The following is a 17,184-nucleotide window of genomic DNA, read 5'->3' as shown; positions in this document are numbered from 1 at the left end:
TGACCGCATCCATGTGACTAAAATGACTATAAAACATGAATAATACGAGCATGAATAGCGACGAAAATAAACAAGATCCTCGTGAACATATTGAATACATAAGACGCGAAGATTACGGTGTCGATCCTGAAGCATCGGAGCAAGAGCGACGACGTTTGAAGAGTCTGCGCGATAAACTCGACAGGACGCTGAAGATTCTTGCGGAAGACCTTTACTCGAAGCAAACGCATTTTGTTCTCGAACTAATACAGAACGCTGACGATAACACTTACCCTGAGGGAGTTCTGCCACGCCTTAGTTTCAGTATTTCACCTCAGCGGCTCTTGCTGACTAACAACGAAGTCGGATTTAGTAAAGACCACATCCGCGCGATTTGTGATGTGGGTAAGAGTTCAAAGAGGTGTAAGAATGGCTACATCGGTGAAAAAGGAATTGGGTTTAAATCAGTATTTACCGTCTCAAATGCGCCGGAGATTCATTCAAGTGGCTACCACTTTCGATTTAACAAAACTGACAAAGATAACCTACTTGGTTATGTTGTTCCAGAATGGTTAGATCAATCAGACTATGTGTCTTACGATGGAACTACGATTATTCTGCCAGCGAAACCAGATCAAAATTTTGGTGCAGAGATATTAGAGGGGCTAAACGCTGAGCTTTTACTATTTTTGACTAAGTTACGAGAGCTGGAGATACTGCACAACGACAGAGCTACAATATTCAAACGTGTCGACGAAGCGAGCTTCTCCGACCTTGCAAGTATTATTGTCGAGGAGGATGGCAGGGTTCACAGTGAAGAGTCGCGCTTCCTTAGGCACTCAATGCCTGTTTCGATGCACGACGCGAGTGACGAGAAGCGGTCGGATATGGATATCTCCTATGTCGTGCTTGCGTTTCCCGTTGATCCGAATGGGAAGGCTAACCCTCAATCGAATTCGCAGGTTTTCGCGTTCCTTCCTATTCGTCGATTTGGTTTCAAATTTTCCATTCAGGCGGACTTCATACTCAGTTCGAGCCGCGAAAACATTCATATTGACCGCAAGTGGAACCAACGCCTCCGCGATTCTATCGCGAAAGCTTTCGTTGATGCTATTGATGAGTTCAAGAAAACAGAGGCTCTTTCATTCAGTTACCTTCAATTTATTCCGAACAGCTCGGAGATCGTCGACCCCTTCTTCAAGCCAGTAATCAGCCAGATCGAAGCGCTCCTTTCAGGGGCGAAATGTTTACCTTCTGCCAGCGGTAATTGGCGAATTCCGAATGAACTTCGAATCGCTAGCCGGGAGTTTCAAGAGCTCTTTCCACCTTCCACCGCTCAGGAGCTTTTTGGATTCGACTATGTAGATATCCGCGTGGAAGCTAATGAAGCACTTTTGAGACGCTTAGGGGCGAAACAGATTAATTACCATGATATTGTTAACGTGTTTAGGCAAAACGGTGAGTGGCTGAGCGCCCAGCCAAAAGAGTGGAAGGCTAAGTGGTATGCCTATCTTGCTGACTTGGACAGAACCGCTCTGCTCAAGGCCGGATTAATGTCGACCGCATGCATTCCGACAAGTACGGGATCATTTGTTGTGCCCGCGATAACCAGCGCTTTCTATCCACTTAGTCGAAGTACGGAGTACGGCTTCGAGCACGAACTCACGCTCATCGACAGCGAACTGCTTAGCGAAGCGAAGTCGCACTCGACCAAAATCGACGAATTCTTTTCTGCGTTCAACGTGAAGAATGATGATGCCTTCGATTTGGTGAATTCGCATATCCTTCCCAGACACCGTGGCAAAGAATGGATAGAATCTGAATGGAAAGCGTTGCTTGGTCATCTCCGATACATCAAGCACAAACTCGACCAGTATCTTTCCGGCGCCGTCAGCGCGGGAAAGTCACGAGAGGATGCACTTAATGCCGTTCGTGACTGTATCAAGATCGGAACTAAGAAAAAAATAGATGGAGTGTGGACGTTTGGTCGGGCAGCATCAGTATATCTTAGCAAAGAGTATCGGCCAAAATTCTGTATCGAAAGTTTATTTAGCAATAATTCTTCAGATGAATTGCTCATATCTCCAGAATATTTGTCTATTACAACTAATAACTCTGATGAAGAAGCGAAATCGTGGAGGCAATTCTTTTATCAAATTGGAGTTTCTAAAGGACCACGTATTCTTAAGCTACACAATGGTGACTATCAGTGTTCCGCAGAATTGCAAAAACTTTTAAAATCTTCTCAGTCTTCCGTACGAAAGACTATTTTAGAGTGTATCGATCAGAATTGGTCTGATTATTCCGGAAGTCTAAGTTATACGTTAAGAGGAGGCGCTACAAGAGACACTAGTTTTAAGGCAGCGCTATATTCGATGGAGGCGCCAACAAAGAGTCATGCAAACATCTTGTTATGTGATGCCTACTACAAAAATGAGGAAATAACACAGCTGTTCGGTGATACAATAGTTTACGTTGATGCAGATCTAAAACATGTAGAACTTTTAGACGCTTGTCGTATTACGTATAGAGCTGATACAAATGCTTGCATAAAGCGCCTTAAACAACTCAAAACGGCCGGCGGGGATACTACGAAGCAGCTTCATGCAATCTACCGACAACTGGAGTGGCTCTGGGAGAAGGATGGCGCCTTGATCAAGCAGTTCTTTAATCAGGAGGGGCTGATTAGAGTAAAGGAGCCTCACGCGATTTGGGCACGTCCCGCCGAAGTCGTGTGGCGTTCCAGCGGAAGCTTCCTAGACTCGTTCTATCCACCGCTGCAGAGGCAGTATCCTGACTTTTCCGGGTTCTTCATCAACAAGTTGGGGGTCCCCGAGGTGGTGCCAACATCCCAGATGGTGGCTGTCCTTTCAAGGCTAGGTGAGGTCGAGTCTAAGAAAGAGAGAGTTCGCGAAGCGATTGACATATATAAGCGAGCAAGTCGTGACTTGACGCCCAAGACAGGAAAAGAGATCCCGACACCCGACTGGCTCGACACGTTTTTATCTGAGGCCGTATTCCTAAATCAGCATGGAGCACTCGTTGCGAATGATGAGAATCTGTTCGTTAATGATTCACCAGAATTGGGGGCGCTATTCGCCAGTGACCAAGACATCTCCCTCTTTGTTGTGCCCTTCGAGGATTTGCCGAGGGTGCGCTCTCTGCTCAACTCGGTGAAGGTTCAGTCACTTGCAAATTCTGTCGAGGTTAAAGTCATAGAGGCGGATGGCGGTCAGGTAAGGGAAGATCTTACCGCAAAGCTTAGATCAGTGGTGGTCTATATCGGACGTGCTCTTTACTGTAAGAATCTCGAGAGATTTGAATCTTCACTTGATCAGGGGTTATTTGAACGCCTTCGCAACTTCGAAATCGTCGAAGTTTCCGGCCTTCGGCTCGAAGTGACCGTTGCAAGTGTTTCACGAATGGCGATCTGGGATATTACAACGACAGGAAACAGAATACTGATCAAGCGTGGCGCGAAATCGATAAAGGACCAACTTGCCATAGAAATCTGCAAGTTCCTGGGGGCGCCTGACGAGCTCGCCGACATTATCAGCCGGTTGCTGCTCGCTGAAGATGCGGAGGCAGCTGAAGACTTCCTAAAAGTTCGCCTAATCAGCCCACTCCCTTTGGACGTCGAAAAGGCACTATGGGGAGAAGAGTCAGAGCCTCAAGCAGGCTCAACTCCCGATGATGTTCGTGATATGAATGCCCAGGATCCTGAGAATTTTGAGAAAATTGGCGCAGACAGTAGCGATGACAATATTCCTGCTTATGCTGGGACACCATCTGCGGTCAGTCAGCCAGCTGGTGCTGCATCCCCAGAGGATCAACAATCGGCGGTTACTGGTTTAGCGAGTGTTTCACCTCTGGCGGGGAACCAAGAATCTTCCAAAGAGGTATCGCCTTCACCCCCTGCTTGTGGGAGTATACCCTTGGATAAGGAGATCGAAAGGCCTTCAGCAGAAGGCCCTGCGTCGGTGCTGCACACGAAGGATACCAGGGAGACGGATCAGAGCGCCCCTTCCTCAGGGGTACAGGGAGAAACTGCGCTCTCTTCCGGGTTGGTCGCTGCCGGCCCGTATGGTGCCAGTCGGCCGGTGTCACAACTTGGGACTAGATCCGAGCGATCTGTAGGCGGGAGTGGTAGACGTGCCCGAAAGCAGGGAGGGGGCCTTCGCACCAAAAGAGGTCGACTGATGAGCTATGCTGATTCTCCCGCTGATGCTGAGAGGGCAAGCAAAGAAGAAGATCCAGCAAGAGTCGCGGCGCGTGATGCCACCGCTCAAGCCGCTGTCGACTATTTCATGGCGACACAGAGCGCTCGCTGGAAGTCCTTGATGCCTATGCCTCACTACAATCCTGGTTTCGACATCAAGGCCGTATCCCACGAAGACCAAGATGAGTTCATCGAGGTCAAGGGGCAAAGCGGGGCATGGACTGAAGACGGCGTCGCTCTGACACCCACCGAATTGGCGGAAGCTCAACGTCGCGGTGAGCGTTACTGGCTATGCGTTGTCGAGTACGCGACCGATGAGAAGCGGCGCACGCTGTATCTCTTGAACAATCCCTACGGCCTGACACAGCAGTTCCGCTTCGATTCCGGATGGAAATCCGCCGCACATAGCGAAGCCGCAGTCCCCATGAAGCCCGAAGCAGGCCTAAATATCGATCTGCCTGGGCTCGGCAAAGGACGAATATTAAGTGTGCGGAAAAAAGGTCAATTCTACAAACTCCATATCGTTTTCGAAAGCGGCCAGGTCAATAAAGTTTTCAATCCAGCCACCATGACCCTGTCGAAGGAATAGCTATGGCTCGAATGATCCCGTTACTCAACGACGAGCAGCTCAAGGCGTTCCGTTCACGAGCTGAGGCCCGTTTCTATGAAGCCTGTCGGGATCAGTTGCCGAACGAGATCGTTGTCGTTCACAGCGCGGGCTGGATCTACCGTGACGCGCGCGGAAGAGTACGGGAAGGTGAAGCCGATTTCACGATACTTGCCCCGCAAGTGGGCATTTTTGCCGTGGAGGTCAAGGGTGGCGGTATCGCTCACGACGCCGGATCAGGCAGGTGGTATTCCGTCGACCGACGCGGCGAGCGGCACGAAATCAAGGATCCGTTCCGCCAAGCATCGAACGAGCGACACGCCTTGCTTGACCAACTGGTCGGCCACTCTGCTTGGAGACAGTGGAAAGGCAATCGCCTGACACTGGGCCACGCCGTCTTCTTTCCAGACATCAACGACTCGACGACACTTCAAGGACCTGATCGGCCACGCGCTATCATCGGCGTGGCTCAAGATATCGCTGCGATTGGAGCGTGGTTCGATAGTGTGTGTCAATTCTGGAGGCAGGCAGGCGATGATCCGCTCGGTTCGCAAGGCGTCAGGCTTGCGGAAGAAATTCTACGTCGGTCTATAGAGGTTCGCCCAGCACTTCGATCGACTATTGATGATGTTGAGCAGCAACGCATTCGGTTGACGACAAACCAAGCCAAAGTTCTGAGAACAATTGGCAACCGAAAGCGAGCCGTCATTTCGGGTGGGGCAGGAACCGGCAAGACGCTGATTGCGGTTGAGAAAGCACGGCAACTTGCTCAGGCTGGCTTTCAGATACTTCTGCTTTGCTATAACCGGCCACTGGCTGACGCTCTAGCATTTGGGCTTCAAGATGAAAAAGGGATTTTAGTCCTAAGTTTTCATCAACTCTGCGATAGACGGGTCAGACAGGCCATGGCATCGACCGGGCGAAATCTGCTGGCGGAGGCACAGGACGCCTATCCAGGAGACAGCGTCAAGCATCAGTTTGACGTTCAAATGCCATACGCACTAGCACTATCAAATGAATTGCTCGAAGAGAAGTTCGACGCAATTGTTGTTGATGAGGCGCAGGATTTCAGTGACGAATACTGGTTCGCAATTGAGGAGCTATTGCGCGACGAAGTCAGCGGCTTCCTTTATATTTTCATCGATGAGAACCAGGCGCTGTATCCCCGGCATGGCAACCTGCCGGTGCCGGATGATCCATACTACCTTACATCTAACTGCCGAAATACATCTCCAATTCATGACGTAGGTTACGCATTTTATTCCGGAGAGATGATCGACGGGCCAGAGTTGCCAGGTCCCGCTGTAGAACGTGAAGCGATTGACGGTGATGAGCAGCAGGCCAACGCCGTCGCACGTCGCGTAAAAGGATGGTTGGTGGACGAGGCTTTGCGTCCGCAAGATGTCGTAGTTCTCGTTGCCAAGAAGCCCAAAGCATATGTCTACGAGTTACTCAGATCAAAGCTCATTCATGGCAGTATCGCGTGGGCGATGGAAGGTCACGGTACTCGTCGCTCGGTATTGGTTGACACAGTAGCTCGATTCAAAGGCTTAGAGTCGCAGGCGGTAGTTTTATGGCTGGGAGACGAGGTGATCGATGAAGAACAATGGGAAACAGTTTACGTTGGTGCAACTCGAGCGAAGTCGTTGCTATGTATTGTCGGCACACCCACTATCCTGAAGGCTCTTCAGGTACATCGTCCATCAAAGCGGCCCTAGGAATCGTCATACCCGAATCTGGGTGAAAACAGACGTTCGGGACTCCAAATCAGCATGAGTTCTAGTTAGATTGATTGAGTTCGCCATATACGAGAGCGTGATTTGCTTCTTTTTTTCGAAATATCATAATTTTTAGCATCCTATTCTTCTATTACTTCGAAGTGTGGGCCAAAAGCGCCTTTAATTATGTTGCCATCAGAGAATGGCTTTTTTTTTGGTAAATGTGCATTTGCTTCTTCGAGTTCTTTGTTTAGATTATCGACCCATTCTTTAGATGGTCCGCACTCGCGTAAGTATTTCATCATTACTTGTCCAACAAATTGTTCCGTTTCAATAAAATACTTGTATGCACTTTTAACAGTGTTTGCTGGTTCATAACAAGAAATAAGATTATTGTTATTAAGAATATTTTTACTTTCTTCTGTGTTTAAATTTTGGTCATATTTACATTTAAGTATTGGTATGAATATAAAACTCCTCTCTTTTGATTCTTTATCAGTATATGTATCGATTTTAAAAGCATTAAATATGACACCGTCTTTTATTGTGCAAATAATCGTTTCACCATTTAAGAATGATAGGCACTTAATTTCGTTTTCCATGTTTATACTCCTTTATAAATAAATTTAGTCGATATTAGATTATGAAAGTTAATCACGGTTGTATGTCGAATAATAATTTTAAGCTATTTAGGAATAAAGTTTTGTTTTGAAAGCGATTTAAACATCTTGCCAAGTAATTCCAAAATGCTATTCTTTTTGTCATATGATTGATACTGATCTGAGACACATTCCGTCGCAATTTCTTCAATTTTTGTTATTACTCCTTTAGTAAGTATTGCTTTCTCGGGGCCATATGTTTTGCGGATTAATCGTATATCGTTGCGCGAAAATTTTTTACATTTCTTGGCAATGGCTATGATGAAGGCAAAGCCTAGATTTTTTTCTGTTGTTCGATCTGCTTGTGGTATACTTTCCTGCACATTGCGGAGTTTTTCTAAAATATCTTTTGGTGTTTTCCATAATTCTAAAATTTTAAAATCAATTCCTTTCTCATCATTAAAATAAATAAATGCGAAATTGATCGCAGTACTTATTAGCTCTTCCTGCCATATATATGTTTTCTCTTTATTTAAATTATTTAATGTCTGATCGATTTTTCGTGCACGGCAGTACATAGGCGCTATGAAGCTAGTTGCTTGCCCGTTACCACTTTTTATACCGCCCCAACTGTTTGGGACGTTATGGGGGATTTTTTTCAGCTTTGGTATAATAATTGATTTTTCAGTGTTATCTCTTTTAAGAATAGCAACGTATGCAGTATATGGGCTAAGTAAATTGAAGTCTAGAGCTAGGGATGTTGCTTGCGTATCTGGAACATCTTGGATTTTCATGGCCGCTGCAAATCGGCGCAGTTCGCTTATTTCTTTATCTTTTCTGATTGATGTATATAGAGAAATAGGACCAGTCGGTGTTTTGAGATTGAAACTTATCCCTTCTGGTAGCGTACTTAGCCAAACACAGGTCAAGACCATGTCTCCGTTAAATATTGGTCCTAGATTCCTTGGGGCAAGATCTAAAGGAGTGAGTCCATTGAAATCTAATATTGGTTTTTCTGTCGAAGTCAGAGTCATTCGTTTAAAGTGTTGAAAAACCTTTTTGCCCATATCCTCATGTGGGCTGACAAAGATGGCTTTACCACCAGTCTTCGAGGATAAGGTGGAGAGTACTCCGCGTTCCATTGAAGAACCTACTCCGATGCTGAAAATCCGATGCTTTTGTCTGACAATTTTGTTTGAGATATATGAAACGTTCCAGACCTGGCCGTCCGTGATGAGCAGGATGTCTTCAGCTAAGCCTTCCGGCGAAGTTGAAGCCAATGCTTTTACCAATGCGTCCGCCATCTCTGTGCCTCCCATGTCCGCAGTCATAGATTGTGCCATAATCCTAGCTGCTTTGAGTTGTTTCTCTTCAGCTGGCTGCTGCCTGTTGAAGAGAGCAGTACTGGAAGAGCCAAAGAGGATAATGTTGAAATGGTCTTCGGGTCTTAGCCGGTCCAGGATTCTGAGCAGGCCGTCCTTAGCCTGAAGGATTGACTCCCCGCCCATTGAGCCTGAACAATCCACAACTATCTTGATGCTTCGCGCGGGCGCGGCAGTGACGAATTGAGGTGTGAATCCAGCTAGTACCACGTAACAGTCCTTGTCCTTGGCGCTGAGGGCAAAAGCCCGGGGAAGAGTTTCTGAGTGGAAGACTATTAGAAAGTCTCGGTCCATTGAGGGAACTGGTCCAGAAAAGGTTAAGCAGGTTCGGCCTTCTGCTCTAGTCAGAAGGGTGGTATGACTTGGGGTCAGGATGTTCGCATCAGCCAAGCTGCCTTTTATATCAATCTTAATGGTCATGCGATTATCTATGAGAAGATCGTTGACCGGATACTGGTGTGGTTCCAGGCCGCGTTCAGTTGGACTGCCATAAAGTGGGGCGAGAGTGGTAGGCAGTTCGTATCGCACCTCGTCGGCCTTCAGGGTTAATACCTCCATAAATTCAATAGTCACCACGACCTGCTCACCAGCAAGGATGTTGCCGACGTTTAGACAGTAAAGGCCCAAATCGATGCGCTCCAGCATGATGGGGGAGTCGCCTTCACTGATGGCCTGTTCGTAGTCCTCCTGTGCCTGGCTCTTCTCCACGGCCACGCCGTGCATCTCGCGCTCGCCGATCTGAACGTGCAGAGCGGTGAGCACGCCGTCGATGGGCAGGGGGAAGGTGTAAACAGCCTCAATATTTTCGACTTCTTCGTTAAGAAAGTTGTAGGTCATGCAAGTATGGGCTAGATAGTCGTGGATATTTACGTGAACATTTGCGCCTTGCAGACAGACGCTGTGGGACTGTGTTGTTTTCATGTTTGGAGCAGTGTTGTCGAAATACATGCGCTTCACTCCTTGATGGTCATAGACGATACTAGGTCGGCGATTTTTGCAGTCAGACTTCGCAACTGGTCAACGTCGAGTCTGATTTCTGAGGGATCGAGATGAAGTTCCAAGCCTGGTGCTAGCCATATCCTCGAACATAGGCGGACCTCACCAGGGCGCCGCATTTGCTCTGGCACTCCAGCTACTGTCTGCTGCCCTGACATGATCCCTCGAATGGCTTCCAGGGACACTCCGGCAGTTTTCCACTTTTCGATTTCCAGTAGTTGCCGCACATGCTCCCGCGTGTAGTAGGCTGCCTTGCGCTGTCCCACGGGGCGGTCTACCAGTCCCTTCTGTATGTAAAATCTTACAGTCCTTGGTGACACCGAAGTTAGGCTGCTGACTTCGTCTATGCTAAGTTTGTTTTCGTATGTGTTCACGGATTCTTTATGCGACATTTTTTATGTTTTTGTAAAGTGTCATAAAAAATCTGTGTATGATTATTAATACGTAAAAACAGGTTGATAGTTGTTATCGTTGATATGAAAGGCGAGTGTCTTTAAGGTGAGCGGGCGGAATTGCCGCTGGTGAAATAACCGCAATCAGGGATGGCTGATCCGGAAATGAGGTGTAAAAGGTGGATGGGTACCATCGCGGTCGGGGCAGCTCTTTTTCTTCAACTCGTCCTGCTCCAAGCCGGAGCAGGGTGGGCATGGACCGGCAAGGTTGTCGGAATCGCCGACGGCGACACGATCACCGTCCTGCGTGACGGGCAAGAGCAGGTGAAAATCCGGCTTTACGGCATTGACGCTCCCGAGTCCGGCCAGCCGTTCGGTAAGGCCTCGAAGCAGTATCTGTCGTCGATGGTGTACAGGCAATCGGTGCAAATCGAAGTCATGGATACGGACAGGTATGGACGCACCGTGGCGCGGGTCTTTGTGGACGCAGAGGACGTCAATGCCGCGCAGCTGCGATCCGGCCACGCCTGGCTGTACAGGCAATACTGCAAGGATTGGGTGTGTGGCGAATGGGGCGGGCTCGAAGTTGAAGCGAAGTCGAGCGGGGCAGGGCTGTGGGCCGACAAGGATCCAACACCCCCGTGGCAGTGGCGCCGTGATGAAAGGGGGACGTCGATGTCGTGGGTCGAGAAATTTCTGCGCAAAGCGGTTCGTCTGCTGTTCTGAAGACCATCGAGCCAGGCATCGCCATCGGTGATTGTCTGTGAGGGAATCCGCCTGGAACGTTTGCGTGGCGCAGTAAAATCAGGCTTTGAGGGGCACGAGCAGTTCCGGGAAGTCGTTGCGCGTGTTGTTGACCCTGATGCTCACGGGGTAGCTGTCGAATTCATTCCGTGAGTCGGCGATGATTTCCTGGACGGCCTGCTCTGGTGTGTTCGGGTCCAGCCAGACATCGAAGTGTTCGGGCTTGAGGACCACAGGCATGCGGTCATGGATATGAACGATGGCTGGCGCTGCCTCCATGGAGAGTAATGCGCAGGAAAGCACCTGAGTACCGTCCTGCCCTGTCCACACGGCCCAAAGCCCGGCGAAGGCGATGGCTTCCGCATTCGGTGCGCAGATGTAGTAGGGCTGCTTCACCTGCCGGCCCGAGTCGCTCCTGACCAGTTCCTTTTCATTCCACTCGTACCACCCGCGTGCTGGCATCAGGCAGCGCAACCTGCGCAGGCTGTGCCGCCAGGTCGGCTTCTCCGCCGCCTCTTCGGACCGGGCATTGAAGGTCAGGGATGGCGGCGCATCCTTCTTCCACCAATGGGGAATGAGCCCCCAACGCGCGCCGTTCAGTTCCAACAGAGCATCGTCGGCCCTGAGGACCATTGGCACAAGGGTTGTCGGAGCCACGTTGAAGCGCGGTTCCGGCCAATGCCAATTCCAGCGGTCAATTTTCAGGATATGGGCAACCGCTGGTTCGTCTGGAAGGGAGAATCGTCCGCACATGGGTATCTCGTGCGCTTAGGTTCAGCAGAGGCGGTGTCCGCCGATGATAGGGAGCAAGAGGCTGGCTCCCTTGGTGAGGGGGAGCCCGGCCTGATGATCTACTTATTCGGCCTTGGGTGCCTTCTTGCGTTTTTCCCAGAGCTTCATGCCTTGCATCGTCTTGCGGCGGTCACGGGCCAGTGATTTTGCCACCAGGGACGTTCCTTTCTTATAGCCGTATTTTTCTCTGTACTGTTCAGGGGTGAGGTCGTGTGTCGCCAGATGACGCTTCGTCAAAACTTTGAATGACTTGCCGCACTCACAGCAGATGACGCTTTTTTCTCGGATGGCGTTTTTGGGGTCGACAGCAGCTTCAGTCGCGACGGCAGGTGCAACACCTTCTGCTGCTCCACGGATGCTCCCAGCCAAGGCTTTGATCATGGACGTGATCTCTTCCTCGTTCATTTTACGGACAGATGCCTGGGCTTTGACGATTTCGATTGCTTGCTTGAGATAATTTTCCATGGAGTCTCCTGATTAGTTGGGATAATTATGTAGGTGATACTCAAGCATAAATCGTACCTATGTCAATTGTCGCGCAGAAAAATTAATTTTTCACAAGGAATGCATGGGAGGAATATTCGTCATACCTCCACATTCACCGCTAGAGTAGGTAACTGCTTTTCGCCGTAAATGACACGCTGAACACTGGATAGACTACACCCAAGTTGTTCAGCGATCTTGCGAAACGATATGCCTTGTTCTCTAAGGGTGCGTACCTTGACCCGGTCCACGCTTTTTTTCCTGCCGCCTTTTCCATGGGCATATTTTCCCGCTGCCTTGGCTTTTTCAATGCCCTCACGTTGACGCTCCCGAAGGATATTGCGCTCGAATTCCGCGAAGCTGCCCAGGACATCGAAAAGCAGCTTGGTGAACGGGTCGTGGTTATCCTTGGTGAACGTCAGGTTTTCCTTCACGAATTTTACGGTGACGCCTTTTGCAATCAGCTGACTGATAATGTTTTGCAGATCCTGAAGGCTGCGGGCGAGTCTGTCGATGGAGTGGATCCACAAGGTGTCGCCCTCGTCAAGGCGCGATAGGCAGTCCAAGAGCTCAGGCCTGTCAGTATTCTTTCCGGATGCCTTCTCTTCATAAATCTTCCAGAAATCGACCTTACAGTCGGCCAGTTGGCGGACTGTGTTCTGGTCGTGTGTGCTGACCCTGACATACCCCACGTGACGTCCCTTCATCGGCATCCTCGAAATTGAAATTCGCGTTTTGAAGGGCTGATCGTGCCCAAAAAAGATCTAGATGTAAACAACTAGTGTGCCCAAAACATCGAAAACAAATAGTTATGGACACGATTTCTCGTGCCCATAACTGTGCCCAGAAAGGGTATAACAATTTTTACTTTTAGAATTGATACCGCTGATTGGAATCTCGAAAGTTGCTCAACGAGATATTGTAGCTGTCATACAAAAATATGTGACTTTTAAAAATGTAACAGTTTAAGTTGTAAGAATTTTTTTTCTTAAACAAAATTTAAAAGCAATTCTTACATAGTTAGTCTGATTTATGAGGCATAATTTAAAAATATTGTCATACATGAAAATGAAGTTGATTTAGTTCGAAATTATGATAGCTCTGGCTCGGAAAATTCTAAAGCATAAGTGACCTTAATGTGGATTTTGGTGAAGATGGCGTTAAATTTTCCATGATCAAATGTAGGCGAACGAGGAGGTTCTTTATGGCTGGAAGGTGGCTATGTGCTGTGGTGTTGATTGTTTGTAGCGCAGTAGGGTGCGCGAATCAGGTTCCAGTTGCAGAAAATTTTTCTCTGAGCACTCAAAAGAAATTGCGTGCTCCACACCACTGGGACGTTATTGCAAATGATGTTGTCGCTGAAACGAAAAGATCTTTAGATTACAATGATGATTTGAAAGGTAGACCTGTTTTTATTGAATCAAGTCAAAATGGGTATTCAGCATTCAATGCAGCATTTCGAAATTTTGTAATAACAGGTTTGGTAAATAGCGGAATTTTAGTTACAGAAAATCCAAATGATGCTGTTTTGATTAAATACGATACTCAAGTTGTAAGGCATGGGGTTGACAGAAAATATTCACCGCTTCAATCTATGGTTCTTGTTTCGAGGAATTTGCAAGAAAACGGTCGAAGCGAAGATTACGGTTCAACTTGGACCTATTTGACTGATGGGCCTACAGATTCTGAATTAATTGTTAATACGTCAATTGTTGAAAATGGCAATTATCGAATGAGAAAGAGTGATGTTTACTATGTTGATGGTGAAGATATTCGACTGTTTCTGCCAAAGGCGCAGCAAATTCCTGTTCGAGATTTGAAGGTGGTGGGACAATGAGAAAAATTATTTTAACAATAATATCTTTACTGTTTGTTTCTGGATGTGTTGCTGGAGCGCAGCAGTCTATTATGGTTGATCCGACATATGCAGATGCTGCTAATAGTAAGTTTGTTGAGGCGAATTATAAGGCTACAGATGCTTTAATGTCATCTTTGACTCAGCAGCTTGATAATCGTGTCCCATTAGTTGTTTCGACAATTGTAAATATTGATGAATTGACAGAATCGTCACGGCTTGGAAGAACGATTTCTGAACAAATCGGTTCGAGACTGACAAATCTCGGTTATCAGGTAGTTGAATTGAAATTGAGAAGTAATATATTTGTAAAGCGAAGTGAAGGGGAGTTGCTGCTGTCTCGTGAAATTTCTGAAGTAATGAGAAATCATAGAGCGCAAGCGGTTGTAGTTGGGACATATTCAGTTGCAAATAATTTTGTTTATATTAACCTTAAAGCCGTGAGTAATTTCGATAATGTTATTGTTGCAGCTCACGATTATATTTTGCCAATTGATAGGAATGTATCTTCATTGTTGCGAAGTAAGCAAAATAAGTGAAGCTATGATTAAAAAGGCTGGTGTCGCTAGATGTCAGCCTTTTTAATTTGAAAATTTTTTGTGATAATAGAGCTTGCTTTTTGCAGTGTTTCGTCACGTAAATGAGCATATCTTTGCGTCATTTCGCTAGATTTGTGCGTAAGAAGTTTTTGCAATGTATACATGTCAACTTCGCCAGAACTAGCCAAAATAGAGGCATAAACATGGCGCAATCCATGAAACGGGCGGAAATCTTTTGGTAGCCCTGCCCATTTGAGTATCATTCTGCCCGACAATGCCTTGTGCGATAATTGGTTCCAATGTTTTTTCGTTTCTCACTTAAAGTCTCATGTCTGATTGTGATTGTCGTGTTTGTGATGCAGCTCGCCGCTGTCGATCACCAGCATCATAATGACGTGCATTTTGTGTCAACCCATTCACACTTTGGCGACTCCAGTCATGTTCATTTTGATCATATTGGCAGGTCTTCTGACTTTCTGACAGTTGATTCCATTTGTGAAATGTTTCATCTTTCTATATTCGACAGTTATTTTTCTCTTTATAAATCAACACCGATTTCTTCAATAGATCGCCCTCCGGAACTTTGTCTTTAGTTCGAATTTCTTCAAAATATCAGAATTTAAACCTTAATATAGGATTTTTATGTATCATATCTTTGCTCACGGCAGAGATGTGTTGCTGCGCCATTTTAAGAATGTGCGGTTACCATTTCTGTCCATATTGTGTTTGTTGCTTGTAAGCACTGACGTTTTTGCCCATGGCGTTACGACGGGGGACAAGGGATACATCCAGGCTATCAGCGGGGTGCAGCTCTTGCCGTTCATATATCTCGGCGCCAAGCACATGGTGACGGGGTACGACCATCTTCTGTTTCTGGTCGGAGTTATTTTCTTTCTCTACCGTCTCAAGGACATCGGAATATATGTCAGCCTGTTCGCCATAGGGCATTCTTCAACGTTGCTGGCCGGCGTATTCATGGGCGTGAACGTGAGCGCATATCTCATCGACGCCATCATCGGCTTGTCGGTTGTGTACAAGGCGCTGGACAATCTCGGCGCTTTTCGTCGCTGGTTCGGATTTCAGCCGGATACCAAGGTCGCAACAGTCGTGTTCGGTTTGTTCCACGGGTTTGGCCTGGCGACGAAGATTCAGGAATTCGAAGTGTCCCCGGACGGCCTGCTGGCCAATCTCGTCGCATTCAATGTCGGGGTCGAGATAGGGCAACTGTTGGCCTTGAGCGGGATACTCATTATCATGGGATATTGGCGTGGAACATCCAGTTTCACAAAGCATGCCTATTTAGCCAATGTCACATTGATGACTGCCGGCTTCATGCTTGCCGGATTCCAGATGACAGGTTTCTTCTTCGTCGCATAAATAAGGAGTTGATACATGTATAATAAGAATATGCCCGTCAGCAATGATTTGCCGACATCAAGGCAGTTGATTCGTTCTACGGTGATTGCAATGATTGTTGCCGCAGTGCTGCTTATAACCACGGTTCTGCCTAGTGAATACGGCATCGATCCGACCGGGGCGGGTGAGGTGTTGGGGTTGACCGACATGGGTCGGGTCAAGATGGCTTTGGCTGAGGAAATGAGGGCGGAAAAAGAGATCGTGGCGGCCATGGAAAATGTGCCTGCCATTTCTGATTTTGAAGTTGAAGCGGCCCAAGATCCCTCTGCGAGTGAGAAGGATGGTAGCGCCCAGGAACAGTCAGAATTGTCTCCTGTTTCAGCGGACGCCAGCATCACGAAGGATGAGGTCAGTATCATTCTTGATCCTGGGCAAGGCGCTGAGATAAAATTGACGATGAATAAAGGTGCTTCTGTTGCATACAAGTGGCAGTCAGATGGTCTCGTTAATGTCGATGTACATGGAGATCCAGTAAACGCCCCGAAGGATTTTTACCATGGATACGGTAAAGGAAAGAACATCGCAAAGTCGGAAGGTACAATCACTGCTGCTTTTGATGGAAAACATGGATGGTTTTGGCGCAATAGATCCGATAAGCAGGTCAAGGTCATGTTGAATACTGAAGGGGCCTATTCCGAGCTTAAGAGAGTTATGTAATATTTGTAAATTAAGAAGGGTTGTGTGCCGCCGGAGCCTTAAACTTCGGCGGCATTTTTATTGGCACTGACCTGTCGATTTTCATGTCATTGGAGAATTTGTGGGCGTTCAGTTCATGAGACTGTGGACTGTCTCTAACCAAAACTCTCACCAAATACTTTCGATTCTTAAGTCAACAGCCAACAGAAGCGACCGGCATGATCCTTCTACATCACGCCCTTCGGATTCGTTCAAATAGGCGGGGCAATGGTGACCACGGTGCGCATGTCGGTGATCGCTCTGATTCCGTGGGGTACGGCAATGTCACAGACGAGAACATCGCCGGCTTTGGCCGGCAGGGTTCCGTCTTTCGCCAGAAATTCGCCTTCGCCTTCCAGGACGAGAATGGACAGCTGGCCCTCGATGTCGTGCGAGTGGATGGGCAATTGCTGGCCTGCCCGGAAGTTGAAGTTCAGGATTTTGAAATAGGGAGACTCGTGGACCAATAACTTCTTGAGGCCCAGGTCGTTGAACCCATTGGCTTCGAATAGATTGATATTCTTCATGATGTTTCTCCTTGCGGTTATTGCTGAACAAAATCGTCATGCCACATAGGTAATGCGAAAAATACGATTGTACATTTTATTTGCTTGCTTTCAGAGCAGTGTCAATCAGGGTCAATAATTTGTGGAGTTGGATCTGATCAGTCTGTCAAGATGCTCTAGACCCGGTTCTTCTGGATATTTGGAGATGTTTCACCTGCTTAAAAACAATCAGGGCCCTGGCTGGCAGCCAGAGCCCTGATCAAAGGTGCCTATTTCAGCCAG

14 protein-coding genes and 1 pseudogene are annotated in these 17,184 nt (G+C 47.5%); 7 read left to right on the top strand and 8 right to left on the bottom strand.

Annotated features, from left to right (window positions below; all coding sequences use genetic code 11):
- Positions 1-50 precede the first annotated feature (50 nt).
- Together ACYQ3G_RS14805 and ACYQ3G_RS14800 are read left to right on the top strand one after the other, a co-directional pair.
- Complete coding sequence (locus ACYQ3G_RS14805; RefSeq protein ID WP_459826899.1) at positions 51-4,787, top strand: protein NO VEIN domain-containing protein; 4,737 nt, start codon at positions 51-53, stop codon at positions 4,785-4,787.
- Positions 4,788-4,789: 2 nt separating this feature from the next.
- Positions 4,790-6,523 carry an NERD domain-containing protein gene (locus tag ACYQ3G_RS14800; RefSeq protein ID WP_459826897.1) on the top strand — a complete coding sequence of 578 codons (1,734 nt, stop codon included), beginning with the start codon at positions 4,790-4,792 and terminating at the stop codon, positions 6,521-6,523.
- A 140-nt stretch (positions 6,524-6,663) separates the two neighbouring features.
- On the opposite strand, the gene ACYQ3G_RS14795 is transcribed toward ACYQ3G_RS14800, so the two are convergent.
- The 3 genes from ACYQ3G_RS14795 to ACYQ3G_RS14785 all read right to left on the bottom strand — a co-directional run bounded on the left by ACYQ3G_RS14795 (position 6,664) and on the right by ACYQ3G_RS14785 (position 9,892).
- Positions 6,664-7,125: a hypothetical protein gene (locus tag ACYQ3G_RS14795; RefSeq protein ID WP_459826895.1), complete on the bottom strand. Its 462-nt coding sequence runs from the start codon at positions 7,123-7,125 to the stop codon at positions 6,664-6,666.
- An 83-nt stretch (positions 7,126-7,208) separates the two neighbouring features.
- On the bottom strand, positions 7,209-9,452 hold the full coding sequence (locus ACYQ3G_RS14790; protein ID WP_459826893.1) for a VIT domain-containing protein: 2,244 nt from the start codon (positions 9,450-9,452) through the stop codon (positions 7,209-7,211).
- Positions 9,453-9,457: 5 nt separating this feature from the next.
- Positions 9,458-9,892 carry a helix-turn-helix domain-containing protein gene (locus tag ACYQ3G_RS14785; protein WP_459826891.1) on the bottom strand — a complete coding sequence of 145 codons (435 nt, stop codon included), beginning with the start codon at positions 9,890-9,892 and terminating at the stop codon, positions 9,458-9,460.
- A 183-nt stretch (positions 9,893-10,075) separates the two neighbouring features.
- Here ACYQ3G_RS14785 and ACYQ3G_RS14780 point away from each other — a divergent pair, with 183 nt between their 5' ends.
- Entirely contained in the window at positions 10,076-10,618 is a 543-nt protein-coding gene (locus tag ACYQ3G_RS14780; RefSeq protein ID WP_459826889.1) for a thermonuclease family protein, read from the top strand.
- Between the two features lie 78 nt (positions 10,619-10,696).
- Here ACYQ3G_RS14780 and ACYQ3G_RS14775 read toward each other — a convergent pair whose 3' ends face one another.
- The 3 genes from ACYQ3G_RS14775 to ACYQ3G_RS14765 form a co-directional block, all read right to left on the bottom strand.
- Entirely contained in the window at positions 10,697-11,389 is a 693-nt protein-coding gene (locus tag ACYQ3G_RS14775; protein ID WP_459826887.1) for an SOS response-associated peptidase, read from the bottom strand.
- A gap of 102 nt (positions 11,390-11,491) precedes the next feature.
- A complete protein-coding gene (locus tag ACYQ3G_RS14770) occupies positions 11,492-11,893 on the bottom strand; it encodes a Ros/MucR family transcriptional regulator (protein WP_459826885.1) in 402 nt (133 codons plus the stop codon).
- Positions 11,894-12,012: 119 nt separating this feature from the next.
- Positions 12,013-12,618 carry a recombinase family protein gene (locus ACYQ3G_RS14765; protein WP_459826883.1) on the bottom strand — a complete coding sequence of 202 codons (606 nt, stop codon included), beginning with the start codon at positions 12,616-12,618 and terminating at the stop codon, positions 12,013-12,015.
- Between the two features lie 497 nt (positions 12,619-13,115).
- On the opposite strand from ACYQ3G_RS14765, the gene ACYQ3G_RS14760 reads away from it, so the two are divergent.
- Both ACYQ3G_RS14760 and ACYQ3G_RS14755 read left to right on the top strand, forming a co-directional pair.
- Positions 13,116-13,748, top strand: coding sequence for a hypothetical protein (locus ACYQ3G_RS14760; protein WP_459826881.1), 633 nt, complete (start codon positions 13,116-13,118; stop codon positions 13,746-13,748).
- Entirely contained in the window at positions 13,745-14,305 is a 561-nt protein-coding gene (locus tag ACYQ3G_RS14755) for a FlgO family outer membrane protein (protein WP_459826879.1), read from the top strand. The genes ACYQ3G_RS14760 and ACYQ3G_RS14755 overlap by 4 nt, the downstream gene beginning before the upstream one ends.
- A 26-nt stretch (positions 14,306-14,331) precedes the next feature.
- Here ACYQ3G_RS14755 and ACYQ3G_RS14750 read toward each other — a convergent pair.
- Positions 14,332-14,586 (bottom strand): annotated as a pseudogene (locus ACYQ3G_RS14750) (tyrosine-type recombinase/integrase); the annotation flags it as partial.
- 361 nt (positions 14,587-14,947) lie between these two features.
- Between ACYQ3G_RS14750 and ACYQ3G_RS14745 the strand changes: the two are divergent.
- On the top strand, positions 14,948-15,682 hold the full coding sequence (locus ACYQ3G_RS14745) for a HupE/UreJ family protein (protein WP_459826877.1): 735 nt from the start codon (positions 14,948-14,950) through the stop codon (positions 15,680-15,682).
- A gap of 15 nt (positions 15,683-15,697) precedes the next feature.
- Positions 15,698-16,378: a transmembrane anchor protein gene (locus ACYQ3G_RS14740; RefSeq protein WP_459826875.1), complete on the top strand. Its 681-nt coding sequence runs from the start codon at positions 15,698-15,700 to the stop codon at positions 16,376-16,378.
- A 230-nt stretch (positions 16,379-16,608) separates the two neighbouring features.
- Here the strand turns inward: ACYQ3G_RS14740 and ACYQ3G_RS14735 are convergent, their stop codons facing one another.
- Positions 16,609-16,923: a cupin domain-containing protein gene (locus ACYQ3G_RS14735; protein WP_459826873.1), complete on the bottom strand. Its 315-nt coding sequence runs from the start codon at positions 16,921-16,923 to the stop codon at positions 16,609-16,611.
- Positions 16,924-17,184 lie beyond the last annotated feature (261 nt).

The sequence above is a fragment of the Desulfomicrobium salsuginis genome, from assembly GCF_054657795.1.
Note: the sequence above shows the minus strand (reverse complement) of the source record. Positions and strands in the feature narration are given on the sequence as shown.